Raw genomic sequence first — 26,205 nt, 5'->3', positions numbered from 1 at the left:
AAACGCTTTTTACAACTGGCACTCGTTACCACTATACTCAAACGAGTGCTAGTTATGCTATTACAACCGAATACCGGCCTTACTTTATTACGTTTGCCCTGCATCAAAACTTAACAACGAGGTTTGTCGCGAAATTCCTGAGCATTTGCGGGGCGATCACACCCTGACCTACAAAATAACGTTCATTGGCCAGGTTGTCCACTTTTACGCCCAGGCGATAATGTTTGGTATCGTAAAATGCGGTAGCGTTGACCAGCGTATAAGCCGGCAGTGTAAATACACCTGTAATAGCGGAATTTGACGTAAGGTGTTTCCCTACATAGTTTCCTCCGGCTCCCACTCCCAGTCCTTTTAGTTTTCCTTTAGGCAATACATAACTCACCCAGGCATTGACCAGGTTTGCCGGTCCGGCAGAAGCGGGCCTCCTGTGTATTAAAGCGGGAACCCCCTTGGTGAGTTCACTGTCGTTATAGCTATAGCCGGCAATGATATTGAGCCCTTCTACCGGGTTTGCAATGACTTCCAGTTCTATACCTTTACTGCGCTGTGTTCCGTCCTGGACTGTTATAGAAAATTCCTGGTCGTCTCTCACAATGGCATCCCTGTAGGTCATATTATCTACCCGGATGTCGTAATAACTGGCCGTAAGAGTGAGCCTGTTATTAAACAGGTTCATTTTTACTCCGCCTTCTGCCTGGTTGGCATGCTGGGGCTCAAAAACTCCTGAAATATCCGGCAGCGGCTGGGATACAGGGCTTACATTCAAAAAGCCATTCATATAATTCCCGAAAAGGGAAACCTTATCTTTAACAACCTGGTATACCAGCCCGAATTTCGGGGAGAGTGCGGTTTGGTTATATGTATCGTTCCAGAAACGGTCTACACGTAAACTGAACATGGCCATTAAATCATCTGTTACATTAAGCATGTTGGAAGCGTAAATGCCAGACATGCCGTTTGAACTTCGGCCCTTTGTCGGGGCACTCCCGCTTTCGGCGAGTTTTGCTTCTACCGCAGTACGGGTTAAATCGTTATAATTATCGCCTGGTATTACCCCATTGACATAATCGAAAACTATGTAAGGGGAGTTGTCCATCTTAACAGTCTGATTCAGGTAATCAACCCCAACGACAAGCCTGTTCCTAAGTCCCGCAATCCTGAAATCGCCTGTGAAATTCTGTTGTACATTAGTAGAGGTATTGACAGTATTCATTTTAACAACATTGCGCTCTAAAGTATCGTCTGTGGCCATCCGGATAAATTGATACTGATAAAACCCTTTGGACCTTCTGTCATTATGAGCGATAATGGTCTGTGAGTTCCATGTATCCGATATTTTATAGTTTACCTCACCCCGTAAATTCGTAGTAGGGTTCTTCATCGTTACGTCATCACTGGTATACGAACGGTCCCAGTCAAAATTCAACTGTTCGGGCCTTGTAGCGATAAACGGACGGGTACGGGACAGGAATATTACGGAAGGGCTGGTGCTTTCGGCATTGTAAAAACTGGTATTCAGTTTTATATTGAGACGCTCGCTTGCACGGTATTCCACTACAGGGGCGATAAAAAAGCTCCTTTTAAAACCGGCATCCTGAAAACTGTTCTGATACTGATATGCCGTATTTACCCTGAACAGCAGGTTTTTCTTTTTATCAACCGGGCCGTAAACATCTGCCGTAACGCGATTCAGGTCATTACTTCCCCCGGTATAGGATACTTCTCCTCCAAAAGTACCCAAAGGTTTTTTAGTAATGATATTGACCAGTCCACCGAATGAGGTAACCTGTCCGCCGTATAAGGTGCCGGAAGGTCCTTTCAGGACTTCCACCTTTTCCACGTTTGCCGGATCGTATTCCGCATTGGTTTCTCCCAATACGCCATCTACCAGGCCTGTCCCCGTTCTAAAACCACGAATCGTATAAAAAGAGCCGCCACTGGTGTTGATGTTCCTGTTGCCTTGTATCTTGTATACTCCGGGACTGTTTTTAAGCACATTGCTAAAATCGGTTGTGATCTGCTCGGTCAGTAATTCATTGGAGATCGAAGAATATACCTGCGGGTTTTCCAGGTCCTTCAGCGGCATTTTGGCTACCGTCTCGCTTTGTTTTTTCGCAAATTTATTGCCCCTGGACGAAGACACGGTTACTTCCTGTAATTCCTCTGTCTTTTCAGCAAGTACCAGGTCGGGCACGACGAGTACTCCTCCCCTGGCGGTGATTTTTTCTTCTACCGGGACAAATCCGATAGTGGTGACACGGAGCGTATATTCTCCGGGTTCAACACCGGCAATCCGGTATTCTCCGGATGCAGAAGTGTTCGTGCCCTTTACAGTTCCTACCAGCTGTACGGAAGCCCTTTGTAAAGGGGTGCCGTCAGCAGCCAGAACTTTCCCTTTAATTGTTGTCATTTGCTGGGCATACCCCGATTGTATACTGCTCAGGAATAACAATACAGTTATACATAGTGTAAAAAAATATTTCATATTTATTTTTTTAGGTTAGAAAAATTAAAAAATGGTTTTATTCAGGTTAAGATCATCGTATTTTTTCGGGGCTTATGATACAAGGCTCCCTGATTCGAGCCATTCTTTAATTACCGGGTAATTTACTTTTCCGTTTGACGTTAGGGGGACATCTTCTATATGACTGATTTTTAAGACGCTCGCATGAAGGTTGAGCTTTTCTTTAAGAACCTCTACAATCGACGCTCTTTTTAAATATTCGTCCGTGTACATTACGGCCAGATATTTATCATTGATCCCTGTACAGATAAAGGTTTGCCCTCCCAGTGCGTCTTTCAGAAGGAGTTCCGTTTCGTCGAGATTCAGCCGGACACCGAACAATTTTACGATCCGTTTTATCCGCCCTGTGATATAGTAATAACCGTCTTCGTCTTTCCTGGCCATATCGCCCGTATGCAATTTATCCTGTCTATCGAAAAACTGCAGATCGGTGCTGCTATTGGCGTAACCGCCAAAAACATTCGGGCCGTGGTAGATCAGTTCGGATGTTTCTTCGTCTATTTCAAACCTCCCGTTCTTTATCGGAAAACCGATAGATGTTCCTTTTCTCTGCAGATCTGCCGGTGGTAAAAAAGCCATCCTTCCACCGGCTTCGGTCTGCCCGTACTGTGCAAAAAACTGTTTGCCGAATTTCCGGGTGTATTCGGAAATGACCTCTATCAACTTCTGATTTAACATTCCCCCGGTGTGGGTGAGGTATCGCAGCGAAGGGTAATCTTTCTTAAAAAACCCGATGCGGTACAGCATTTCATAAAAATAGGGCACACCCCCTAAGGTGGAGTACCCGTATTTTTTAAAGTCCGACCAGAATTCTTTTTGAAAAGCATCTTTGTCCGTACAGACAATGGTCCCGCCTTGCATACAATTTGTCGTGAAAATGGAGAAGCCGTATACAAAATTGAGAGGTACGTTTAACGGCACCACATCTTCCGCTTCAATAGGCATATATTCCATAATGGCCCTGGCGTTATGCACAAGGTTATTATCGGAGAGCCTGACGAACTTCGGAGAGCCTGTTGTTCCGGAGGTACTCAACAGGAGTTTGATCTCCGGGTGAACGGGGTAATCTGCCTTTTGATGACGCTTGAATAACACCACGGTATCCGAGGCATTTATCGCACTGTATCCTTCTATACCCGGGCGTGAAGGATCATAGATATAAAAGGGCCTGTATTTCTCTTCCAGGTTTTGCTTAAAATGGGCATTCAAACCAGCTCCCAGCAATGCCACCGCGTGTTTTTCCCGGTAAAAATTCAACAGGGTTTCTATGGCCGGCAACTGGTTGTCGTTATAGATAAAGACCAGAGACCGTACATCGTCAACATCCAGGGACCGGTGCATTTCCATAACGGATTTGGAAACTCCGGTCCGTGTATCCGTAAAGGTCAACCTTTCATTTTTCCTTATTAAATCGTAAAGTTCCATGGCCTGTTCTCAGTATATCTCTTAATTGATCTCAATTCCGTGTTTTTTGAGTATTCCCTTTACTTTTTCTACATTTCCCATCTCCAGCACATCTTCCATATCAATAGAGATACTATAGGAATTTTCCAGTTCGCTTACCAGGACCAGGTGGCTCATGGAGTCCCATTCGGCTATCCCCTGGTATTCCAGTTCGTCAGTTACTGTTTCTACAGGTATTTCAAAGGCTTTTGCAAATACCTCATACAATTGTTCGGTTGTGTTCATCTTTTTTTTATTAAATTAATTGAGACTTAAACTTTTGTTTTTTTCCACTTCCCTTTGCGAAAAACCAGGATACAGGCCGTAGCAAGAACGAGTTCCGAAGCCAATATGGCTGCGAAAACACCGTTAGGCCCCAGGTTAAACGTAATTCCAAGTGTATAGGAAAGAGGAATCTGTGTTACATAAAACATGAGAATGTAAAGCAGGGTCACTACCATAACCTGTCCCGCGGCATTCAGGGCCCTCGAAATGACCATGGTATACCCCAACAGTACGTAAGCCATGGAAATGAAATGTATATATGTAGTGCTATGGCCAATGACCTCCGGCACATCGGAAAAGATCTTCACTACGGGATCTGCCAGGAAAACCCAGCAAACGGCTATAAGTATCAGAAATCCCATATTTATCATTCCCGCTCTCCACACCGATTTTTCTGCCCGGTCCGGTTGGTTGGCACCGAGGTTCTGCCCCGTCAGTATACCGGCAGCATTACCTATGCCCCAGGCAGGCATCGTGGCTATGGAAGCTACCCGCTGGGCCAGGATATAGCCGGCCAGGGCATTTTCCCCGAAGTGCGAGATAATCTTTATCATAAAAAGCCAGCTGGAAGCCGGGATAATATATTGCACCGTACCTCCGAATGTCAGTTTGAGTACTTTTTTAAAAATACCCCAGTGGAAGATCAATTGTTCCATACCGATCTTCAGAACGGTTTTGCCTTTTGCCAGGTGCCATGCCTGATAGCATACTCCCACCATTCTGGCAACTCCCGTAGCTATTCCCACGCCAAGAAGCCCGTAAGCCGGCACCGGTCCCCATCCGAAAATAAGGATGGGGCACAACACTATGTTCAGCGCATTAGACAGCCACAGTGTTCTCATCGCTGTAGAGGCGTCACCTGCTCCTCGAAATATACCATTGACCGCTATACGGAGAATAATAAATCCGCTGCATGCAAACATCACCCTGGCATAAGAGAGCCCTTCCCCGACCAATGCGGGAGAGAGGCCTATCACACCCATAATCTCCACAGTCCACACAAAACACAGTACACTTATAACCAAAGCCAGGGACACCGCGAGATAGATAACCTGCATAGCTGTGAGCCCGGCCATTTCAAACTTCTGCTCGCCGACCCTCCTGGAGATCACAGCCGAAGCCGCTATGCTGAGACCTATGGAAACGGAATAAGAAAAAGTGACCACAGATTCCGTTGCCCCCACAATGGAAATCGCATTGGCCCCGAGACTACTTACAAAAAACAGGCTTGCGCAGACAAATAAAGACTCCATAAGGAGCTCCAATACCATGGGGACGGCAAGCAGGGTAATGGCGCGGTTAATACTTCCCGTAGTATAATTCTTTTCCCTGCCGAGGACTGCCTTTATAAACAAGTCGGCATAAGGCTGAACCCGGAATGCCGTATTTTTGAAGTAACTCATCTTATTTGGCCCGTATCTGTTCATTCATCAAAGCAGTTTCCTTTTGTCTTACCAGGTAGAGCGGATTGGTCAGCTTACCTCCTTTCTTAGGAATGGCAAACCCGGTCCTTTCCGTATACCCCTGGTTGAGCAATCTCGAACTATTGATATAAAACCGCTTGAACTCCGCAACGAACAGATCGTACTTTTTAAAACGATCCGCCAGGTGCGGATGCTCCTCCTGATATTCAAATATTGTAGCTGCAACAGTATTCCAGAACGATTGTTCGTCATAGTTAAGATAGCTGTGCAAAATATCGGAGAGGTACCTGAAGAAGGCATCAAAGACACCCAGCAGGATAAACAACGGTATATTTTCCTTGTTGGAAGACCGTATTAACCCGTCTGCCAGTTCGGGCGGCAATTTTTCACTGACATCGGCCGTGAGGACAATATCATCTACAAAATCCTTGATGATCATCCTCACGGGAATACCGTCTTTCATCACCAGGATGATATTTTCCCCGTGAGGGGTCACGCAGAGGGAATGCTGGTAATAGATATGCAACAGCGGCTTTAAATAGGCTTTTAAATAAGTACTTACCCAGCCCTGAACGCTTAGCCCGGATTTGCGTACCAATGCCTTCACCAGAGGACAATCTTCATTATCCACATACAATAAGGCAGCCATTGTCATCAGTTTTTCCCCTGGCCTCAGGTATTTTTCCGCACTTTCTCTCCATAAAACACCCAGCATCTCCCGGTATTGATAGGGGCTGTCTTTAATCAAACTGTATTGAGGATGTTTATAAGACACCGTTGCTACCTCTCCGAGAAGTACTACCCCTGCCTTTTGGAAGTATAGATCTTCATCCAGCAGTCCTTTTACCCATTTGGTAACGTTTGGCGCAATAGCCATCTGTTTGGGCGATAATCCCCGGATATTCCCGGTGCTCAGAATAGAAATCGCCGTTTTGACATAATGTTTAGTGGGATCACTCGTATTAAAAAATGTCCTGATACTCTGTTGCGGGGCATACAGGTCATCGCCAATGCCCAGGAGAACCAGGTGTTGAGATGCCAGGTCCTGGTGAAACTGAAAAGCAATTTTATTGTTCAGTTGCCAGTCGTGTACGGGCAGAAAGACGTAATCTTCCGGGGCGAGCCCCTGATCTTTTAACTTCGTTTCAAAGGCCAGTATCTTTTCTTCTCCCAGTTCATCCCGGTAAAAACGCTTTATCTCTATCGTTTCCAGGGCGTGGAACTGTGCCCTGTCCTTATGGGCAGCCAGCCAGAAAAGCCTGGTTTGTTTGTCCATTTCAGGCGCATAATCCGCATGGTCCGTGTAATTGAAACCTATACGCCCTTTGTTCACGATTACCCAGGGATGCCCGTCCATCTGGTGTTCTACCGTCTGATAATCTGCCTCCGCCAGGTTCGCAGAGCTGAGCTTCCCCCTGGAATGTACACGGGCATCGGCATAAAGTGTATTTAACAGTTCTTCGATGTAGTGGGCTAATGTAAACGAATCCACACCGAAAGTATGCTGCAGTTCCATGAAAAAGTCCAGTACGTCTACCGCAGCAATTTCCCGCCCGTTTTCCCGTTTGCGAATACTCTTTTTTTCGATATGCCAGTAGTCCAGGAACCTCGGATAAGCAGAAAAGGTATAATGTATGTGTTCATGGTCTGTTTTTAAGCGGAAATGTGTCAATCCGTCTTCTTCTTTTAACAGGATCTCCGGGATAAAAACCTGTTCGTGCATCAATTCCGCGAGACTCTTGGCCAGAAGATCGGTATTTACCTTTTTCCAGATCTTTACGTCAGTCTGTTGTGTTAATATATCTTTGGTGGTTGTCATGGTCGCCTGTTTTTGGTATTGTTCTATTTAATCCCTTCGGTCACAGCCGCAAAATCCTCTTTTCGGGAAAACCGGCCTTCTTCCTTCGCTATACCAAATTCCTGGAAAGCAATGCGCTTTTCAACCTTGTAAACTTCCCGGTTTGTCAACTGGTTGATGATATGGGAATTGCGATAAGCCCCCATTCCCAGGTCGGGGGATACAAAACCGTGGGTGTGCAGTTCGGCATTCTGAACAAATATCTCTTCACCGTTCTTATCGATAGTATAGTTACGCTGCACATTGAACAGGCCGCTATCTATCCGGTCTATTTTATGTTCTATTCCCTCCAGAAAATCCGGTTCTTTATAGGTATAACCGGTAGCCAGGATGACAAAGTCGCTCTGACATCTATATGCCCGCTGAAGTTCCGTTTGCGTAAAATGAAGGTCGTAGGCACCATGGTCTGCAGCCATAACTTTGTTGAGCTGCATATTAGAACGCAGCTCAACATTTAAGGGCGTATTTTCAACACTCATTTCATACAGGGTATCGAAAATTTCATTGATCAGGTCGTAATCAATCCCCTTGTAAAGTGCATTTTGCCTGGCCAGCAGTTGTTTCCGTTGCCCGTATGTCATATTGTAAAAATGGTCTACATATTCCGGAGAGGTGAGTTCCAGGGTCAGTTTGGAATATTCCATAGGAAAGAAACGCGAGGAGCGGGTGAACCAGTTCAGTTGCAACCCGTTTTCCGTAGCAGGCAAAATATCCCGGAATATTTCGGCCGCACTCTGCCCGGAACCTATGATAGTCACAGAAGTGTTTTTCAGAATATCCGGTTTGAAATATAAATATTGAGAAGCATGGATCACCTTTGGCATGGTATTCTTATCGATAAAATCCGGGATATACGGTGAAGTCCCGGTGCCCAAAACAAGCTTTTCCGCATAGTAAACGGACGTCAACGCGGTGCGGGTATTCAATACAGTAACGGCATACAGTCCACTGTTGTGTTCTACAGAAACTACTTTATGTGAGAACCTACAGTTGGGCAGCCTGGAAACCACCCATTTGCAATAGGCATTGTATTCTTTCCTGAGGATATAAAAATTTTCACGGATAAAAAATTTGTATAACCGTCCGCTTTCTTTCATGAAATTGAGGAAGCTGTACTTACTTGCCGGATCGGCCATCGTCACCAGGTCGGCCAGGAATGGGACCTGGAGGGTTACATTATTCAGCATTAAACCCGGGTGCCAGTCAAAGCCATCCGACTGATCGAAAAAAACGGAGGACAGTTCCTCCACCGGTTCCATAAGGGCAGCAAGGCCAAGATTAAAAGGTCCGATACCAATACCTATTACATTATATTTTTCTTTGATACTCATTGTTTTCAATTTTTAATCCCGATAGATTCTACCGGGAGGGGTTCTGAGACCGGAATGTTCTTAAAATCTTTTGCTGCGGGAAACTTGGCCCAGTACCATTCCCTGTAACAGAAATTGAGGTTCGCCTTTTTGTGCGGCATTTCAATGACCTTTTCAATTTTGAACCCTACATGCGCCTTGTTCATCATGGAAGCCAGGGAATCTACGGCGCCTTCTCCCACCATTTTTCCAACCTGTGTTTCGGCAAAGACAAAATCCATCATGGATTGTGTAGCCGGAGAAGCAAATTTTAACTTAGGATCTGTAGGGGCAATAAACTGGTGGGTTCCGTAATCCGTAGGCAACACCTCGTAATATTCACCAACAATATCCCGGCCGGCCCAATACACTTCAATATTAAATGTTGGTACGCCGTTAGCTTCACCGATATAACTGTGCAGCATATCTCCCGGAAGCAATGTTCGGTAGTATGTTTCGAGTTCCCGGATAGGCCAGTTCATTTGCCATATTTTAAGGGCATGTTCCCGATGGAACCATTCATGAAGCATCTCCAGGTCACGGTCTATATCTACCGGTCGCAAGGTTATGGTTACCTGTTCTTTTTCGAAATACCGGCTGTACACCACATTTTTACTTTGAGGGCAGATCAGTTTTTCCGAATAGAAATATTTATTGAGGGGGTTGGGAAATGTTTTGTAAACCGCAGGGTTCGCCCTTGGTGCACTGGCTTCGTCCATATTATTCAGGCTCGTAAGCAAATTGCCTTTTACCATCAGCTTCACACTGTTAAGCAGGTGGGAAACCAATCCGGTATCGTCTGATTCTTCTTCGGCTTTCAGGGATTCGTATAAAAGATGTATAAGGGTCCGTTCCGGTGCCAGGTTGTTTTTTCCCAGCGCACCGATCACTCCGAAAAGGTGGTTGACCAGAAGGTAATATCCCCAGAAATTTATCATCCTGGGTTCGGAAATAAAAGATCTGCTGTCTTTTCCAAAACCGGGAAGAATACGTAAAAGCTCTTCTACTTTACCTTCACGGAAAAAGTACCCCTGGTTATCTCTGTAATAAAGTTTTCGGGGGAAAAGATCATCGTCAAATTCTACGAGCATATTTTGCTGATGGAACTCCATACCGAATCCGTATGTGTTGAAAATACCCACTAACGGACGTATGGTTATATCGAGATATTGTTTAAACCAGGCTACAGCAACATCTTCTATAGTCTCCTCCCTTCGTTTTGCCGCCTCCTTAATAAGTTCCCGTATTCTGGGTTCCTGTCCCAAAACACTGTCCTGGCAAAGGGAAGCTACAAGACCTGTGTTTTTTTCCGCCGCTTCTCCCCGGAAGGGATTCCGGCGCACACTGGTACTAAAACCGTCGATAACCTTATCCTTATAGACGACCATCATAAATGCCGGATCGGGAATAAGTTCTACTTCGGGAAAGTCTTTCCGCATATCTTCCCCCCACGCTGTTTTCAACAGCTCACTGGCATCGTATCCGCGATTTAATTCATGAGGATAGTTAACACGAAAAGAATTGGTGATCTTTACATGCAGGGAAAACTTATACATCCATTCGCTTTCGGCATTGTAAACCGTACGAACGGATGAAGTAGGTGTAAATAGCAAACCGAATTGCCCCAGGCTGAACAGGAGCTGTTCCGAAAGCATTTCTTTTACTTCCTGTTGCTCCAAAAGATAAGAAGCCTCCCACGGATGCACAGGTATGACTTTCCATTCCGGGTATTGTTCCAGTAATGTCCGGGCAGCAGAATCTGCCTGTGGCGTAATTTCTTTTCGCAGCTGACTTGTGACTAAAGATTCTGCAGAGCTTTTTTCCCTTACATTATCCGGGTGAACCAGGAAGTAATGCAGCGGAAACTGCCCTGCGGTCTCCGGGGAATATTTTATGAGTTCTTCAGTAGAAAAACCTTCTCTGCTTTTAGGCAAGGGGTGCACACTATGCCCCAGGATCAATGCCTGTTCCGATGCTATGAACGTCTGAGTTGGGTTATTGACAACACGATGATTTTTTTCCGTATGGGCCAGATATTCCGCCAGGTTGTGAATACTGTTCTTCATGCGTTCTTTGGTAAATGCAGCATCCGCTTCGGGATAGTCTTTTTTAGCATATGCCACAACAAGATCCGTAAATTCCAAAGGTGTTATTTCCCTGATCTCATCGGATTCGTAATGGCGTTGTATTACGGGAAAACCAAAGGAATGTACGCCGGTCTCCGAGAAATATGTCAAAGGGGCAAAGACTTCCGTGACATTATCCGTAAAATCAAACCGGAGAAAGGAAAAATGGTCAACGGAACGCATATGATCTGCCAGGGACGGATCGTATTTGGGGATGCCTTCATAACGGCTCCAGTTATTAAACTCCCTGCAATAACTGTTCAGCAGGGACTTAAAATTGATTTGCTCCGCTTGCGGGAGAAACCGGGTTAAGCTGTAGGTATTCGAGTCCATGTTTTTTTATTTTGGTAAGGATAACTTGTATATCTTGAATGGTTGTAAGGGGGTTGAAGATGGTAAATTTGAGATAAAATTCTCCGTTTACCTTTGTACTGGCCAGCAGCACTTCACCGCTGAAAAAAAGTGTTTTTTTAATGAACTGGTTCAGTTCGCATATCTCGTCTTTTTCCGTATCCTTTACGTAACGGAAAACCAGGACTCCTATATCCGAATGGCACAGCAGTTCAAAATTGTCGTCTTTATCCAGGAAATCGGCGGTCTGTACGGTCGTCTCTATGATGGTGTCCGTATATTGTCCGAGTTTTTCTTTTCCGAGGTACCGGAGCGTAAACCACAGTTTGAGTGCATCAAAACGACGTGTACTTTGCACAATGGATTTATTGATCTGGGCTGGCAGCTCGTCATAATCCTGCTCTTTCGGATTAAGGTAATCGGCGTGGTGTTTAATGATATTAAGGTGAAGTCTGTTTTTGATGATAAACGCACTGCTGCTGATGGGTTGAAAGAAGGATTTATGATAATCGATCGTCACCGAATCGGCCTGTTCTATACCATCCAGAAGCTGCCTGTGTTTATCGGTAAGTAATAATCCGCAGCCATATGCAGCATCTACATGAAGCCATAAACGATGTTCCCTGGCTATGTCGGCTATATCTACAAGAGGGTCTACATTTCCAAAATCAGTAGTTCCTGCCGTTGCCGTAATGGCAATCGGGATGTTCCCTTTTTCTCTTTCCCTTAAAATGGCCTCTTCCAGTTTTCGGGGATCCATACGATAACGCTCATCAGTCTCTACGGGAACAATGGACTGCTCTCCCAAACCGAGGATGGATGCATTTTTATGGTTGCTGAAATGTGCTTTTTCGGACACGAAAATCCGGAATTTAGTGGCTTCAGGCGGACATCCGTCCAGTTTTATATTCCATTTCAGATATTCCAGCGAAAAATAATCCCTGGCCAGGAGCAATCCCATCAAATTGCTTTGAGACCCGCCCGCCGTAAAAATACCGTCACAGTCAGACGAAAATCCTATCTGCTCACCGGTCCACGCTATGAGTTTACGCTCCATAAACGTTCCCCCGGCACTCTGGTCGTAAGTATCCTGGGAAGAATTAATAGCGCTTATCAATACTTCTGCCGCAAGTGCCGGGATCACTACCGGGCAATTCAGGTGGGCTATGTATTGCGGAAGGTGATACGCCGTAGCATGTTTCACATATAGTTCATCGGCCTCGTTAAGCAGGCTCTCATAGTCTTCCAGTGGTGTGCTGAAATCTACAGATTCTACTTTAGACCGGATGTCTGCCGGCTTAATCCCGCTAAAAGGTTTCCGGTTATTTTTCAGGAACCGGGAAACACGTTCCCGGGCCAATTGTATTACTTTGGCATACTCGTCCGCAGCCTGCCCGTAAAAAATATCTTTGCAGAGGTCCTGCTGCGGGGAAAGCACCCCGGCAGGAGGTTCCTCATCGTTCCATAATGTTTTGTTCATACTATTTAAGGTTTAAGTTCAGGTAAGATTCATTTGAGATAGATTACTTTTTTGGAAAGAGGACTTCTCTTCTTTTTCGACAATTTCAATGCTTCGGGATAATAACCCAGGTAAAGTAAGCCCAGTGATCTTTCATTACCGGCAAGACCGAATCCCGATACATAATCGATCGCGACACTTTTCGTACTCCAATAACTTCCTATGTTATTGGCGGTACAGGTAAGGGCCATATTCTGTACGGCAGATGACACGGCGGCAATTTCTTCCCATTCCGGCAGATCGATTTTTTCGTTGCGGACCAGGACAACACCAATCATACATGCTGCATTCAGGGGATAGTTCCGAAGAAAAGACAGTCGTTCCGAGAGTGCTTCGGGCGAAAGCTGTTTAGCGTAGTAATCCTTGTAGTATTCTGCCATGTATTCGCCATACGCTTTAAGGTGCTTTCCTCTGAAGACAATAAATCTCCAGGGCTCGGTCATCTTGTGCGTAGGTGCCCACGTAGCATTGATCAGAATTTCGTCCAGCAGTTCATCCGGTATCTCTCTTTTTATAAAATCATCGGCATAAATACTTCTCCTGTTCCGGATGATTTCAGAAAATTCTTTGGATAAATTCAAACAATCCTCCATAGTATTTACAGTAGTTTCATTGATAAAGTTCACTTTTTTGGGTAAAAAATTAAGTCAGCTATTGTTATTTAGACTTATTCAAAATATATTTGTGTAATCAATATTTATTTAGACTTATTAAAAACAAAACTATAAACATTAATTTTCAAATCAAAATAAATATGAAAGATTTTATGTCTGCCTCAATCGTAATTATGTATTCAACACATAATTAACCACTTAAGAAAACGCATTAACACATCTTACTATAAACCAAATAAAATGTCCCTAAACATTATTCATAAAAGATTTATAAAATGGACTTACAACCAATTACTTCATCTGAAAGATCTCTTGAGCAAACCCCGACTTACGTTACAGCCCCGATTTCACCTTTAATTATCGATGTGACCCCACAGGAAAGAAATATTCTCTCCAGTGTTGGCAACCTTCTCGTAAAGGCATTCCACAGCTATGAAAATCCAGATTATATTTCCTCGCTCCACCTTCATGCCTATCAACTGCTTCCAGAGCGTATTACCAGGATACTCAGCAAATTCGGAACCGACTTTTCTTCGGACCAATACGGGGCTATTATTTTCAGGGGACTAATGGAAGTAGACCAGGATGCTTTGGGTCCTACTCCCCCGAACTGGCAACAGGCCGACTATAAAAAGTTGAGAAAATACGGTTTTATCTGCTCCCTTCTTCACGGGGCCGTTCCGTCCAAACCGGTACAGTATTATGCCCAACGAAAAGGAGGAGGTTTATTACATGCCATTATTCCGGATGAAAAAATGACGACAACACAAACAGGAGCCGGGTCCAAAACCGACCTGTTCGTCCATACGGAAGATGCTTTTTTATATAACCAGGCTGATTTTCTGAGTTTTCTTTATCTACGAAATGAAGAGAGAGTTCCTTCTACCCTGTATTCCATACGGTCGCACGGAGCGATAAACCCGACTTTGGAAAAATTATTTGCGCCCATTTATCAATGTCCGAAAGATGCCAATTATACAAACAATGATAATGTGGAACCGGGACCAGCAACATCCGTCCTGTATGGGAACAGGACGTTACCCTTTATCCGGTTTGACGCCGCAGAACAAATATTCAATGAAAAGGCCGGGCAAAGTCAGCAGGCTCTCAATAACCTCATCAATTTCTGGGAAGAGGCCAAACCACTTATAAATAATGAATTCATACCGGAATCCGGAGATGTAATATTCGTAAACAACCATTTATGTGCTCATGGCCGAAGTGCCTTTATTGCCGGCCAGCGTACCGATAACGGAAGAATTGTAAAGTGCGAACGCCGGCAGATGCTACGTATGATGAGCAAGACCAGCCTTATACAGATCCGCTCGGTAACGGACACTAACGATCCCTATTTTATTATGGAAGAGCACCTCGGGAAAATTTTCGCAACAGAATAAATCCCCACAGGAAAAATTAATGAAAAGTACTTACTAAAGATTGAGATCTTTGGGCACTTTGCCGTATTTTCGGGTGTCTTCTTTAGTGAGTACTTTAAAATCTTCGGTCTTAAAGAGGCCTTCCAGGATATGTGTGAATTCCGGCGGAAGCCCTGTAAGCTTTCGGGTATTCATGTCTATCCAGGCACCCATCATTTCACAACGAGCAAAATTTCTCCCTTTGTCGTCATAAAAATTATGATGAAATTCAAAAAATCTACCGTCTTCACTCATCCCGGCAAGTTCCAGAGAAACCTTTATCGGCTTCCCGGCAAAAACTTCCTTGAAATAATAGACATGTTCGTAAAACACCACGGGACCGATATGATGTTTTGCCAGTTCCCTCTGGGTAAGTCCGTTTTCAATAAGGAACGACATGCGCGTATGGCTCATAAAATTAATATAAGCCGAATTGGCCAGGTGACGGTTGGCGTCTATATCACTCCATCGTATATCAAATTCTTTAAAATACATGATTTCCGTTTTTAATGTTATGCACGCATAATATATGGTAAATATAAAGCTTTTTAAATAACACACCACAGCATAGCAACATCAATAACAACCTGGAGCCACAGAACATGGAATTCTCCATCACTGATATTTCAAATTTCACAAAAAGGTTTTTAAAATATGTTAAAAGCGACAGGTAAAATCTGTTTTATTACCTATATTAGTGGCTTAAAACCATAAATTCCCCAAAAGCCGGATGAATAAATTGACTAACCCTTTTTCCGGCAGGGTATTAAACAAGATGAACAGTAAATGTTGCCCGGGAAACGACTTTGGAGAGAATTACACGATAATTTCCGAACTATATCCGGGTACATGGGCAAAAATTCAAAAAAGATGAAAAAATTATTGCTGACAATGGCATTGGGCACTGCCGTCATGCTGGTAAGTTGCGGAGAGAAAAAGGAAAAGAAGGAAAAATTCAGTTACGAAAGAACCCAAACTGAAAAGAAATCCGGAAATTCCGGAGCTCAAGCCTCCAAAGTTCCAGTGGACATGGACAACAAAGGTATCGGTCCCATTAAAGAGGTAGAATTCGGTGATATCGATAATGATCTCGCCGCCAAAGGCGAAGAGGCTTTTAAAGTAAAATGTACGGCCTGTCACAAAACCGATCAGAAATTCATAGGACCTGCCCTCAACGGTGTTTATGAGCGCAGAAGCCCGGAATGGGTAATGAACATGATGCTCAACCCGGATGAAATGCAGAAGGAAGATCCTATTGCCAAAGCACTGGTAGAAGAATATAACGGAACCCTGATGCTCAACCAGAATCTTACGGAAGACGAGGCCAGGGCCATTGCGGAGTTCCTGAGAACACTTTAACCGGATTATAAAATATACTGTTTTTGTCCCTCTTCCTTTTTCCGGGTAAGAGGGATAATTTTTTGTAAATTAAGAGAAAATTATGGGCAACTCCAAAGTAAGGGATCTGAAGGTGGATATCCTGTCTGATAATTGGTATACCTTAAAGAAAGCTACTTTTGAATATCAAAACAAAGACGGGGAATGGCAACCACAAAGCCGGGAAGCGTACGATCGCGGAAACGGGGCCACTATCCTGTTATTCAATAAAGAAGAACAAACCATTATATTAACCCGGCAATTCCGGATGCCCACTTATCTGAACGGTAACGAAACAGGAATGATGATAGAGGCTTGTGCCGGCCTGTTAGACGAGGATAGCCCGGAAGCGTGTATTAAACGGGAAGCAGAAGAAGAAACCGGCTATAGGATCAGGGAGGTCTGCAAGATATTTGAAGCATACATGTCACCCGGTTCCGTAACAGAGATCATCTATTTTTTCACCGGGGAATATTCCAAAGAAATGAAAGTAAGTGATGGAGGTGGCCTGGAAAGCGAACACGAAAATATCGAAGTCCTGGAAATTCCTTTTTCCGAAGCCCTGGCCATGATTACGGACGGCAGGATAAAAGACGGAAAAACAATTGCTCTTTTACTCTATGCCCAGGCTAACGCATTATTCGCTCCCGATAAGCCATGAAACTAAAAGAAATACATTTAAGTACGGATAATTTAGAAGAAACAGCCGGTTTTTATGCCGACATTATGGGCTTACCCGTCCGGTCCGATAATACACTCTTACACATACAGGCGGGAGAAACACTGCTCGTTTTTAATACATCCGAGAAATTAAAGCCGGTATACCATATTGCTTTTGATATCCCGAACAACAAGCTGGAAGAAGCCCATTCCCTCATGAAGGGAAAGGTAGGTATCCTGTTCGTTTCCGATGAAGACAATGAAACTATAGCAGATTTCTCAAGATGGAACGCCAAATCCTTTTACTTTCGCGATAACAATGGTAATATACTGGAATATATTACCCGGTATGACCGTAAAAAAACATCCGATCGTGACTTTGATGGCCTGTCTATACTCAATATCAGTGAAACAGGACTGGTCGCTGATGATGTACCCGGTCTTGCATCTGAAATCACGAAAAAATACGGGGTGAAAATATATCCGAAACAACCTCCGCAGGAACATTTTACCGTTATGGGAGATGAAGAAGGACTTTTTATACTGGCTGCTTCAGACAGGGATTGGTTTCCCACCACACAAAAGGCATCTTCTTTTCCGACAAAAATAATCTTCCAGGCAGATGGACAGGAGCATATACTCCACAGGGAGAAAAAATAAACAGACTATCCTCCGGTAATTCCCTTCATTGTGTTTCCGGGTTTTACTGATAAATGGCCTGTTTTTAATTTTTAAAAGTTTACAGAAATTTATCTACCTCCTTATAGGCTTCGATCACGGCAAGCTCGCCTTCTCCGTTCGGTCTGGAATTTCCGTGTTCCATACCTACAACTCCTTGAAAACCTTTATCATAAATATACTTGAATACATTTTTGTAGTTGATTTCTCCGGTGGTAGGTTCGTTCCTTCCCGGGTTATCCCCCACCTGGAAATAAGCGATCTCGTCCCAGCTTGCTTCTATATTGGGAATGAGATTTCCTTCGGTTATCTGCTGATGATAGATATCGTACAATATCTTACAGGAAGGTGAATTTACCGCTTTGCAGATCTCATAAGCCTGTGCTGACTTCTCCAGGAACAGCCCGGGGTGGTTCATATAATTCAACGGCTCCAGAACCATCGTTATACCATGAGGTTCCAGTATCTCTGAAGCCTGTTTAAGAGATTCCACTACATTTGCCGTTTGATATCCCGGTTCTTTCCGGAAATCCTTATAACCGGGAACAACGGTAACCCATTTTGCATTTACTCTTTTGGCCACTTCTACGGACTTTCGTATATCTGCAAGAAATTCTTCCCTTTTCCCCTCGTCTCCACTGGTGAGATTTGGTTCTGTCCAATATATCTTATGAGCCACGAACACCCCCATTTCCATACCGAGGTCCTGCATGGTTCTGGCCATTGCTTCCTGTACATTGACAGGGCGCCCGGTCATACCGTTATCCTCGAAAGCGGTAAAACCCTGTTCCGCCATATATTCGAGCTGGGAGATAATATCCCCGCCGGCATTGTGTTTAAACATCCCGTCGTGAGGGGCATATTTAAGATTGAATTTATGTTTTTCCTGTGGTGTCTCTTTTGTATTCCCGGCAAAACCGAAAGCTCCGGTGGTAGTCACCGAAGCTCCCAGGGTTGCCATAAGAGAATTCTGTACAAATTTTCTTCTTTTCACAATTGGTTGGTTTAGTCAAATGCCATCCCGCGCTTTTTACAGGTTCGGGGATGAGTTTTTTTATAAAGACCACAATTTTCCTCCGGTAGCTTCTTCCAACGAGATACAGCCCTGTTGTTTCCCCGGAATGGGGTCATAAGCGAGGACTTCCTCCCCAATATATTCACTGATCTTAAACCCGGAAATGGTTTTTCCTCTTACGTCCTTTACAAAACCAAAAACCAGGGCATCTTCATTTTCCGGAGCAGCTCCATCGTCAGAATCCCTGTATTCCCGTAGTTTTCTTTCGAGATCCTTTCTCTGATCTTCTCCTACACCCAAAGAAGCAGCTATAACTTTTTCCACTTCTTCCTCTTTGACTTTAGGAAGGTCCGCAGGATCTTTAACTCCCAGTTTATTGGTAAAAGCCTTCATTCCGTCCTTAACCAGTTTCTGGTCCTCCGGGCCGTACACTTCTTTAATATATTTATCAATAAACTGCGGCACATTCAATTCTGCGGCCCCGGGAAGATCATCGGTTTTCGGGAGGATAATATCTACCATTTTAGATAGCACACTACCTTCCTCAGGAGTAAAGAATTCCGGGATCCATTCTACTTTCGGGTCTCCCGTACAACTTTGAAGTATACTTAACAGGGTAGGCGTAGCAGCAACAAACCCCAAAGAAAGCCCTATATTTTTTATTACTTCTCTTCTTTGCATGGCATTTGTTTTAAATATTCATTTTTTTCAGTTCGTTCACCGCGTGATCCGCTGCCCGGGCAGTTAGTGCCATATAGGTAAGCGACGGGTTTACACAACTGGCAGAAGTCATTGCAGCACCATCGGTTACATATACGTTAGGTACCGTGTGTATCTGGTTATTCCCGTTTAGTACGGATGTCTTAGGATCTCTTCCCATACGTGCCGTTCCCATTTCATGGATACCGAGACCGGGAGCTCCGGGATTGTCGTAAGGGCTTATATTTTTGAATCCGGCAGCTTCCAGCATATCAATCGCCTGTTGTTTCATATCCTTACGCATATTAAACTCATTCTCACGGAATTTAGCATCAAAAGTTACGGTTGGAAGACCCCATTTATCCGTCTTTTCATAATCCAGGAACATCTTATTATCGTGATGTGGCAGCATTTCTCCGAATGCAGTCATACCTATGCTCCATTCTCCCGGTTTCAGGATAGCTTCTTTTAATTCCTTTCCATAGGCCAGTTCCTTCACGGAAGAAGCCCAATCTCCTCTTCCACCACCACCTTGATAGCCATATCCTCTAAGGAAGTCTTTTTTATCCGTATTTCCTCCCAGGTTACGAAACCTCGGAATATAAAATCCGTTAGGCCTTCTGCCTTTAAAATATTTATCTTCAAAACCATCCACTTTTGCAGAAGCTCCTACCTGGAAATGGTGATCCATCAGGTTGTGACCCAGTTCTCCGGAATCATTTCCCATTCCTTCGGGGAAACGCTCGGATTTAGACTGCATCAGGACTGAAGTAGACCCGATAGCAGAGGCACAAACAAAGATCACTTTAGCTTTAAACTCATAGGTTTCGTTGCTCTCCGCATCTATAATCCTTACACCGGTGGCTCGTTTTTTATCTTTATCATACATAATTTCGTGTACGATAGAAAACGGCCTCAAAGTCATATTCCCGGTACGTTCGGCAGCAGGAAGTGTAGAAGAGTTACTGCTGAAATAGCCTCCGAAAGGACATCCTCTTGCACAACGGTTACGGAACTGGCAATGGCTTCTACCATCAAACTGCCCGCCGGTTAAATGTGCTACCCGGCCAATAGTCAACAATCTTCCATCGTCAAACTTGCTGGCCATAGCTTTTTTCAGGTCTTCCTCCACACAATAGAGTTCCATTGGCGGGAGGAATTGTCCGTCAGGTAATTGAGGTAAACCCAGTTTTTCACCGCTCACCCCTATGTGCTTTTCTACATAATCATACCAAGGCGCTATATCTTTATAACGGATGGGCCAGTCTACTGCAACACCCTCCTTTAAATTCGCTTCAAAATCAATGTCACCATGCCTGTAACTCTGTCTCCCCCACATAATCGAGCGTCCTCCCACATGATATCCCCGCATCCAGTCAAAACGTTCTACTTCATTGTAGGGATGTTCCAGGTCATTCACGAAGAAGTGTTTCGTATCCTGCCGGACAGTATAACCGGTCCTCGCCTGCTTTCCCTGCTTGCGAAGGTCTTCCTGCGTGGCAGCCCCTCCGTTTTCCATATCCCATGGGTCCAGGTGCATTGTAGGATAGTCTTCAATATGTTTGACCATGCGCCCCCGTTCCAGCACCAGGGTTTTTAAACCCTTCTCACATAATTCTTTAGCAGCCCATCCGCCGCTCACTCCGGTGCCTATTACAATAGCATCGTATTCCTCCTGCGGAGGATTATAGTACATAGTGCCCATTATTCGTAATTTGTTTTTATATTAGAGTAAGCTTCAAATATATAAATTTTATATATTTTTCGATAAATTTTTTTGTAAGATATATACATATTACTTTTAAAACTTATTATTTTAGCAATTCTTAAATTAAAATACCGATCATAATGAACAGACGAAATTTTATCGGGAATTCCGGTAAAGCCGGTATAGCCTTATCGTTGCTGGGACTATATGCCTGCAAGAACTCCAAAAAAGATAAAGGGACTATGCTTGTAACACCGGAAAAAGCTACTACTAAAATAGAAAACACACCTTTCTTTAAATTATCTCTGGCACAGTGGTCTATCCACAAAATGATCATGGAACAAGGCTTTGACCCGTTAAATTTTGCAAAAAAAGCAAAAGAATGGGGATTTGAGGGACTGGAATATGTAAGCCAGTTATACCGGAAAGAACTGGAAAAAAATTCCAACTCTGCTACAGCTGTCAATAATCTGGTCAGGGAACTCAACAAACGCAGTACTGACAATGATATAAAAAACCTTATTATCATGGTAGATGCAGAAGGCAATCTCGGGGTTAAGGACAAAACAGAACGGACCAAAGCTATAGAAACTCACCACAAATGGGTAGACGCTGCCGCTGCATTGGGTTGTCATTCCATACGGGTAAACCTTTTCGGCGAACAGGATGCCGACGCGTGGAAACAATACGCTGCCGAAGGCTTGTCCGGACTTGCCACATATGCCGCGAAATCCAATGTGAACGTACTGGTAGAAAACCACGGAGGCTTTTCCTCCAACGGTGCCCTGCTGGCAGAAGTCATGCAGGAGGTAAATATGAAAAACTGCGGAACACTGCCCGATTTTGGTAATTTCTGTATAAAAAGGGAAAACGGCGAACCCTGGGGAGCCCCATGCGTGGAGGAGTACGACAAATATAAAGGAGTGGAAGAATTAATGCCCTTCGCCAAAGCAGTTAGTGCAAAATCTTACGACTTCGATGAAGCCGGAAACGAAACAAGTATAGACTACATAAAAATGCTTCAAATTGTTAAAGATGCAGACTACACCGGGTATATCGGCGTAGAATATGAAGGGGAAAGGCTCGGTGAAGAGGAAGGCATTCTCGCCACTAAAAAACTGCTGATCAATGCTGCAAAACAAATTTCATAGGCCAAAGCAACGCCGGCTTTGCCAGCATATCCGTCCTGCAAACCTTGTCTAACATCTGAAATCTCATATCTTAAATCTAATATCTGACCCTCTATGAATAAAAAAACACAATTCCAGCTCTCCCTGATGATGTTTCTCGAATTTTTCATCTGGGGAGGGTGGTTTGTCTCCCTGGGAACTTTCCTGGGGCATAACCTGGACGCAACTGCGGGACAATCTGCCCAGGCATTCTCCACGCAATCCTGGGGTGCTATTATTGCTCCTTTTATTATCGGGCTTATTGCCGACAGATATTTTAATGCGGAGCGAATTCTCGGAATACTTCATCTCCTTGGCGCCGTTCTCATGTATCAAATGGCAGGCGCTACCGAATTTACCGTCTTTTACCCCTATGTCCTCGGGTATATGGTCTTGTATATGCCTACCCTCGCACTGGTAAATTCAGTTGCATTTAATCAAATGAAAGACCCTGCCAAGGAATTCTCTTTCGTACGGGTATTCGGCACTATCGGGTGGATCATTGCCGGAGTACTTATAAGCCGTGTATTCCATTGGGATTCTGCAGAAGGTGTGGAAAACGGTATGCTGAAAAACACCTTTTTAATGACAGCAATAGCTTCAGGAATACTCGGGATTTTCAGTTTCACCCTTCCAAAAACTCCTCCGAAAGTAAACAAGGGTGAAAAAGTTACCCTATCCGACGTACTTGGATTGGAAGCACTGAAACTATTAAAAGATAAAAACTTTCTCATGTTTTTTATCTCTTCCGTACTTATTTGTATTCCCCTTGCGTTCTATTATCAGAACACACATCCTTTCCTTACGGAAACAGGATTGGAGAGTCCTACGGAAAAAATGGCTTTGGGCCAGGCATCCGAAGTTTTATTTATGCTGCTATTGCCATTTTTCTTTAAAAAATTCGGTTTTAAAAAGACCATCCTCGCCGGAATGCTGGCATGGACCCTTCGTTATCTCCTCTTTGCTTACGGCAATTCCGGAGAACTCGCATTTATGCTTATTACAGGTATAGCCCTGCACGGCCTGTGTTATGACTTCTTCTTTGTTTCCGGACAAATATATACAGATACCAAAGCAGGAGAAAAATATAAAAGTGCGGCACAAGGACTTATTACCCTGGCAACCTACGGCGTAGGTATGCTTATCGGGTTTTGGGTAGCCGGGCAGATTACGGATACATACCTCGCTGCAGATGGCTCTCACAGTTGGGAGAACATATGGATATTTCCCGCTATTTTTGCTTTGGCCGTATCCCTGCTTTTTACCCTATTGTTCCGGAACGAAAAAGTGGAATACAAAAACTCATAAATTGTTCCGTCCCATACCGGGACAAGAATATTTATCACATAAAAAACTCAAAATGAGGGATTCTTCATTTTACAGAACATATTAAATTCAAGGAATGGAAATCCGGGATTTTTCGGATTTCCGTTCCTCTTTTCCATTAACCCAGTTTTTAAACAAAATAACACACTAACTAAAAATGAGCACTAAAATCAGATTAGGAATTCTCGGAGGTGGTGGCGATTCGTTAATCGGGGTATTGCACCGTGTTGCTTCCTCCATGTACGATAGTTATCAATTAGTAGGCGGCGTATTTAACCCTGATTTTGAACAGAATATCGGCTTTGCCGAGAAAATTGGTATCCCTACCAACCGGGTGTATAAAGACTTTGACATACTGATCGAAGAAGAACTTAAACTCCCCGAAACCGAAAGGATGCAGGTAGTTTCTATTCTGACACCAAATTTCCTTCATTTTCCAATGGCCAAAAAGCTGCTGGAAAACGGATTTAATGTTATTTGCGAAAAGCCGATGACCACCACCTATGAGGAAGCTAAAATATTAAAAGAGATCCTCGATAAGTCCAATACTATATTTGCGGTAACCTATACCTATACAGGGTATCCGATGGTCCGCCAGATGAAGGAAATGATCACGTCGGGGGTTATCGGTACTGTGCAAAAGATCGATGTTCAATATTACCAGGGATGGATCAACCCTATCATCCACGATGCGGAAAAACGTGCTGCCACATGGCGACTGGACCCGGAAAAATCAGGGATCAGCTGTTGTATTGGAGATATCGGCACACACGCTTTTGATATGATAGAATATGTTACGGGAATGGAAGTGAAAGAGATACTGGCAGACCTCAATTACGTATATAGCGACAATAAAATGGATGTTGACGGCACCGTACTTCTCCGTTTTTCCGAATTCGTCAAAGGACTTATCCGCACCAGTCAGATTGCAACCGGCGAGGAGAATAACTTCACCGTAAGCATCTACGGAAACAAGGGAGGATTAAAATGGGAACAGGAAAACCCGAATTACCTGTATCACCTGACCGAAGACGAGCCGTTAAAAATATTAAAGCCCGGACACGCGTATAATAGTGAATTGTCATTAGACGGTAGCAAATTACCCCCGGGACATCCGGAAGGTATTTTCGACTCCATGGGTAATATATATAAAGGGGTTGCAAGAGCTATCCGGAACGAAAAACACCACCCCGGAGAATTCCCCACTATGATTGATGGCGTTCGCGGAATGAATTTCATTGAGAAAGCAGTTGAGTCCCATAAAAAAGGGAATATCTGGGTAAGCGTATAAGTTTTTCATCCCGGGAACCTTATTTTTTCTAAAAATTTTCTTTTCACCGAAGAGAAAGTGTATGAAAAACGTTTTTTAAAGTACCTCTCGGGTTAAATGCAGTTAAACTTGTTTAATTTTCAACATATATTTTGTATTTTTTTGCCCCCTTTCTCAGGAAAGACTTTCGATAATCCGTGAATTAGCGGCTAAAAAATAAACAGAAAAAAATGAGAAGACTAAGAATGGGTATGATCGGTGGCGGAATCGGTTCTTTTATGGGCGGTGTCCATAGAAAAGCATCTGCCATGGACGGTATGATAGAATTGGTATGCGGTGCTTTTAACAGTACTGCTGAAAAATCCAAAGAAACCGGAAAATCGCTTTACCTCCCCGAAAACAGGTGTTACGGTAGTTTTCAGGAAATGATCTTAAAGGAAAAAGAGCTTCCCGAAGGAGAACGAATGGACTTCGTATCTATTGTCACTCCTAACCACCTCCATTTTGAGCCTGCAAAAATGGCCCTGGAGAACGGGTTTCACGTGGTATGTGATAAACCCATGACCCTCACGGTAGAAGAAGCAAAAACCCTGGAGAAACTTGTACGGGAAACCGGACTTTTATTTGCCCTGACCCACAATTACACAGGCAATGCCATGGTAAAACAGGCCAGGAAAATGGTAGAAAACGGCGATCTCGGGAACATCCGGAAAATCCATGTTCAGTATTTACAAGGATGGATGGCAGCCGAACTGGATGAGCAGGCCGCTATAAAACCCTGGAGGGCCGACCCGGCAAAATCGGGTGTGGGAGGTTCCCTGGCAGACATTGGTACCCATGCCGAAAACCTGGTTTCTTACATCACGGGAACAGACATTACCGAAATCGCAGCCGATCTCGGAAGGATCGGCGAAGGCAGGGTTCTGGATAATGACGGAAACATCCTGTTCCGTATGAAAAATGGCGCAAAAGGTACCATGTCCATCTCGCAGATAGCAGTGGGCGAAGAAAACGACCTGGCTATACGTGTATATGGCAGTAAAGGAAGTATTCAATGGAACCAGGAAGATTCTACCCGGCTCTATGCCAAATGGGTGGACAAACCGGAACAGACGTTTACCCCGGACGGAAATTCCATTTACGATGAAGTAAGAGCCGTGTCCCGGATACCAAAAGGACATCCCGAAGGATACCTGGAAGCCTTTGCCTCCATTTACAGAAGTTTTGGCAGACACCTTTTGAGCGTACTGGGAAATAAACCTTTTGAAAATCCCGACTACCCTACGGTAAGTGACGGTGTAAAAGGAGTCCGGTTCATACATGCCGCAGTAGAAAGCGATAAGAACAATACTGCCTGGGTAGAGATGTAACTATGAAAATTCCCGGGAAAACACA

The 26,205-nt window shown here is 44.0% G+C and carries 21 protein-coding genes; 8 read left to right on the top strand and 13 right to left on the bottom strand.

The window, feature by feature from the left end; all coding sequences use genetic code 11:
* Positions 1 to 103 precede the first annotated feature (103 nt).
* The 9 genes from ACVBDY_RS16000 to ACVBDY_RS15960 all read right to left on the bottom strand — a co-directional run bounded on the left by ACVBDY_RS16000 (position 104) and on the right by ACVBDY_RS15960 (position 13,505).
* The gene (locus ACVBDY_RS16000) at positions 104 to 2,485 is read right to left on the bottom strand and encodes a TonB-dependent siderophore receptor (protein ID WP_447176465.1); all 2,382 of its coding nucleotides are present in this window, start codon (positions 2,483 to 2,485) and stop codon (positions 104 to 106) included.
* Between the two features lie 72 nt (positions 2,486 to 2,557).
* Positions 2,558 to 3,949, bottom strand: coding sequence for an AMP-binding protein (locus ACVBDY_RS15995; protein ID WP_447176464.1), 1,392 nt, complete (start codon positions 3,947 to 3,949; stop codon positions 2,558 to 2,560).
* A gap of 21 nt (positions 3,950 to 3,970) precedes the next feature.
* A complete protein-coding gene (locus tag ACVBDY_RS15990; protein WP_447176463.1) occupies positions 3,971 to 4,213 on the bottom strand; it encodes an acyl carrier protein in 243 nt (80 codons plus the stop codon).
* Positions 4,214 to 4,239: 26 nt separating this feature from the next.
* A complete protein-coding gene (locus ACVBDY_RS15985) occupies positions 4,240 to 5,655 on the bottom strand; it encodes an MATE family efflux transporter (RefSeq protein WP_447176462.1) in 1,416 nt (471 codons plus the stop codon).
* Between the two features lies 1 nt (position 5,656).
* Complete coding sequence (locus ACVBDY_RS15980) at positions 5,657 to 7,495, bottom strand: IucA/IucC family protein (RefSeq protein WP_447176461.1); 1,839 nt, start codon at positions 7,493 to 7,495, stop codon at positions 5,657 to 5,659.
* A gap of 23 nt (positions 7,496 to 7,518) precedes the next feature.
* On the bottom strand, positions 7,519 to 8,865 hold the full coding sequence (locus ACVBDY_RS15975) for a lysine N(6)-hydroxylase/L-ornithine N(5)-oxygenase family protein (RefSeq protein ID WP_447176460.1): 1,347 nt from the start codon (positions 8,863 to 8,865) through the stop codon (positions 7,519 to 7,521).
* Between the two features lie 5 nt (positions 8,866 to 8,870).
* The gene (locus tag ACVBDY_RS15970; RefSeq protein WP_447176459.1) at positions 8,871 to 11,342 is read right to left on the bottom strand and encodes a GNAT family N-acetyltransferase; all 2,472 of its coding nucleotides are present in this window, start codon (positions 11,340 to 11,342) and stop codon (positions 8,871 to 8,873) included.
* A complete protein-coding gene (locus tag ACVBDY_RS15965; protein ID WP_447176458.1) occupies positions 11,281 to 12,840 on the bottom strand; it encodes a pyridoxal phosphate-dependent decarboxylase family protein in 1,560 nt (519 codons plus the stop codon). Before ACVBDY_RS15965 ends, ACVBDY_RS15970 begins: the two co-directional genes overlap by 62 nt.
* Before the next feature lie 29 nt (positions 12,841 to 12,869).
* Positions 12,870 to 13,505, bottom strand: a complete 636-nt coding sequence (locus tag ACVBDY_RS15960; protein WP_447176457.1) for a nitroreductase family protein — start codon at positions 13,503 to 13,505, stop codon at positions 12,870 to 12,872.
* A 263-nt stretch (positions 13,506 to 13,768) separates the two neighbouring features.
* Between ACVBDY_RS15960 and ACVBDY_RS15955 the strand changes: the two genes are divergently transcribed.
* Positions 13,769 to 14,890 (top strand): Fe(II)-2OG oxygenase family protein, encoded by a 1,122-nt coding sequence (locus tag ACVBDY_RS15955; RefSeq protein WP_447176456.1) that lies wholly within the window; start codon positions 13,769 to 13,771, stop codon positions 14,888 to 14,890.
* 33 nt (positions 14,891 to 14,923) lie between these two features.
* Here ACVBDY_RS15955 and ACVBDY_RS15950 read toward each other — a convergent pair whose 3' ends face one another.
* Entirely contained in the window at positions 14,924 to 15,403 is a 480-nt protein-coding gene (locus ACVBDY_RS15950) for an acyl-CoA thioesterase (protein ID WP_447176455.1), read from the bottom strand.
* 375 nt (positions 15,404 to 15,778) lie between these two features.
* Between ACVBDY_RS15950 and ACVBDY_RS15945 the strand changes: the two genes are divergently transcribed.
* The 3 genes from ACVBDY_RS15945 (at position 15,779) to ACVBDY_RS15935 (ending at position 17,605) form a co-directional block, all read left to right on the top strand.
* Complete coding sequence (locus tag ACVBDY_RS15945) at positions 15,779 to 16,267, top strand: c-type cytochrome (protein WP_447176454.1); 489 nt, start codon at positions 15,779 to 15,781, stop codon at positions 16,265 to 16,267.
* 82 nt (positions 16,268 to 16,349) lie between these two features.
* The gene (gene nudK, locus ACVBDY_RS15940) at positions 16,350 to 16,946 is read left to right on the top strand and encodes a GDP-mannose pyrophosphatase NudK (protein ID WP_447176453.1); all 597 of its coding nucleotides are present in this window, start codon (positions 16,350 to 16,352) and stop codon (positions 16,944 to 16,946) included.
* Positions 16,943 to 17,605 (top strand): VOC family protein, encoded by a 663-nt coding sequence (locus tag ACVBDY_RS15935; RefSeq protein WP_447176452.1) that lies wholly within the window; start codon positions 16,943 to 16,945, stop codon positions 17,603 to 17,605. The genes nudK and ACVBDY_RS15935 overlap by 4 nt, the downstream gene beginning before the upstream one ends.
* Before the next feature lie 79 nt (positions 17,606 to 17,684).
* Here the strand turns inward: ACVBDY_RS15935 and ACVBDY_RS15930 are convergent, their stop codons facing one another.
* From ACVBDY_RS15930 to ACVBDY_RS15920, 3 genes are read right to left on the bottom strand one after another with little or no spacing between them, the layout of a single operon-like run.
* Positions 17,685 to 18,617 carry a hydroxypyruvate isomerase family protein gene (locus ACVBDY_RS15930; protein ID WP_447176451.1) on the bottom strand — a complete coding sequence of 311 codons (933 nt, stop codon included), beginning with the start codon at positions 18,615 to 18,617 and terminating at the stop codon, positions 17,685 to 17,687.
* Between the two features lie 60 nt (positions 18,618 to 18,677).
* Positions 18,678 to 19,319, bottom strand: coding sequence for a gluconate 2-dehydrogenase subunit 3 family protein (locus ACVBDY_RS15925; RefSeq protein WP_447176450.1), 642 nt, complete (start codon positions 19,317 to 19,319; stop codon positions 18,678 to 18,680).
* Positions 19,320 to 19,329: 10 nt separating this feature from the next.
* Positions 19,330 to 21,042: a GMC oxidoreductase gene (locus tag ACVBDY_RS15920; protein ID WP_447176449.1), complete on the bottom strand. Its 1,713-nt coding sequence runs from the start codon at positions 21,040 to 21,042 to the stop codon at positions 19,330 to 19,332.
* Between the two features lie 143 nt (positions 21,043 to 21,185).
* Between ACVBDY_RS15920 and ACVBDY_RS15915 the strand changes: the two genes are divergently transcribed.
* The 4 genes from ACVBDY_RS15915 (at position 21,186) to ACVBDY_RS15900 (ending at position 26,180) form a co-directional block, all read left to right on the top strand.
* Positions 21,186 to 22,196, top strand: a complete 1,011-nt coding sequence (locus tag ACVBDY_RS15915; RefSeq protein WP_447176448.1) for a sugar phosphate isomerase/epimerase family protein — start codon at positions 21,186 to 21,188, stop codon at positions 22,194 to 22,196.
* Positions 22,197 to 22,289: 93 nt separating this feature from the next.
* A complete protein-coding gene (locus tag ACVBDY_RS15910) occupies positions 22,290 to 23,522 on the top strand; it encodes an MFS transporter (protein ID WP_447176447.1) in 1,233 nt (410 codons plus the stop codon).
* 175 nt (positions 23,523 to 23,697) lie between these two features.
* Positions 23,698 to 24,831 carry a Gfo/Idh/MocA family protein gene (locus ACVBDY_RS15905; RefSeq protein ID WP_447176446.1) on the top strand — a complete coding sequence of 378 codons (1,134 nt, stop codon included), beginning with the start codon at positions 23,698 to 23,700 and terminating at the stop codon, positions 24,829 to 24,831.
* A gap of 209 nt (positions 24,832 to 25,040) precedes the next feature.
* Positions 25,041 to 26,180, top strand: coding sequence for a Gfo/Idh/MocA family protein (locus tag ACVBDY_RS15900; RefSeq protein WP_447176445.1), 1,140 nt, complete (start codon positions 25,041 to 25,043; stop codon positions 26,178 to 26,180).
* The last annotated feature ends 25 nt before the right edge of the window (positions 26,181 to 26,205 follow it).

The sequence above is a fragment of the Sinomicrobium halophytocola genome, from assembly GCF_052983395.1.
The sequence above is the reverse complement of the archived record's forward strand: the minus strand, read 5'-3'. Positions and strand labels throughout refer to the sequence as shown.

Excerpts from the sequence above, each read along its gene's own strand:
- ACVBDY_RS15925 (WP_447176450.1), bottom strand. The coding sequence starts at position 19,319 with ATGCAAAGAAGAGAAGTAATAAAAAATATAGGGCTTTCTTTGGGGTTT.
- ACVBDY_RS15905 (WP_447176446.1), top strand. The coding sequence starts at position 23,698 with ATGAGCACTAAAATCAGATTAGGAATTCTCGGAGGTGGTGGCGATTCG.
- ACVBDY_RS15980 (WP_447176461.1), bottom strand. The coding sequence starts at position 7,495 with ATGACAACCACCAAAGATATATTAACACAACAGACTGACGTAAAGATC.
- ACVBDY_RS15985 (WP_447176462.1), bottom strand. The coding sequence starts at position 5,655 with ATGAGTTACTTCAAAAATACGGCATTCCGGGTTCAGCCTTATGCCGAC.
- ACVBDY_RS15935 (WP_447176452.1), top strand. The coding sequence starts at position 16,943 with ATGAAACTAAAAGAAATACATTTAAGTACGGATAATTTAGAAGAAACA.
- ACVBDY_RS15990 (WP_447176463.1), bottom strand. The coding sequence starts at position 4,213 with ATGAACACAACCGAACAATTGTATGAGGTATTTGCAAAAGCCTTTGAA.
- ACVBDY_RS15950 (WP_447176455.1), bottom strand. The coding sequence starts at position 15,403 with ATGTATTTTAAAGAATTTGATATACGATGGAGTGATATAGACGCCAAC.
- ACVBDY_RS15900 (WP_447176445.1), top strand. The coding sequence starts at position 25,041 with ATGAGAAGACTAAGAATGGGTATGATCGGTGGCGGAATCGGTTCTTTT.
- nudK (WP_447176453.1), top strand. The coding sequence starts at position 16,350 with ATGGGCAACTCCAAAGTAAGGGATCTGAAGGTGGATATCCTGTCTGAT.
- ACVBDY_RS15965 (WP_447176458.1), bottom strand. The coding sequence starts at position 12,840 with ATGAACAAAACATTATGGAACGATGAGGAACCTCCTGCCGGGGTGCTT.
- ACVBDY_RS15915 (WP_447176448.1), top strand. The coding sequence starts at position 21,186 with ATGAACAGACGAAATTTTATCGGGAATTCCGGTAAAGCCGGTATAGCC.
- ACVBDY_RS15995 (WP_447176464.1), bottom strand. The coding sequence starts at position 3,949 with ATGGAACTTTACGATTTAATAAGGAAAAATGAAAGGTTGACCTTTACG.
- ACVBDY_RS15955 (WP_447176456.1), top strand. The coding sequence starts at position 13,769 with ATGGACTTACAACCAATTACTTCATCTGAAAGATCTCTTGAGCAAACC.
- ACVBDY_RS15910 (WP_447176447.1), top strand. The coding sequence starts at position 22,290 with ATGAATAAAAAAACACAATTCCAGCTCTCCCTGATGATGTTTCTCGAA.
- ACVBDY_RS15945 (WP_447176454.1), top strand. The coding sequence starts at position 15,779 with ATGAAAAAATTATTGCTGACAATGGCATTGGGCACTGCCGTCATGCTG.
- ACVBDY_RS15975 (WP_447176460.1), bottom strand. The coding sequence starts at position 8,865 with ATGAGTATCAAAGAAAAATATAATGTAATAGGTATTGGTATCGGACCT.
- ACVBDY_RS16000 (WP_447176465.1), bottom strand. The coding sequence starts at position 2,485 with ATGAAATATTTTTTTACACTATGTATAACTGTATTGTTATTCCTGAGC.
- ACVBDY_RS15970 (WP_447176459.1), bottom strand. The coding sequence starts at position 11,342 with ATGGACTCGAATACCTACAGCTTAACCCGGTTTCTCCCGCAAGCGGAG.
- ACVBDY_RS15920 (WP_447176449.1), bottom strand. The coding sequence starts at position 21,042 with ATGGGCACTATGTACTATAATCCTCCGCAGGAGGAATACGATGCTATT.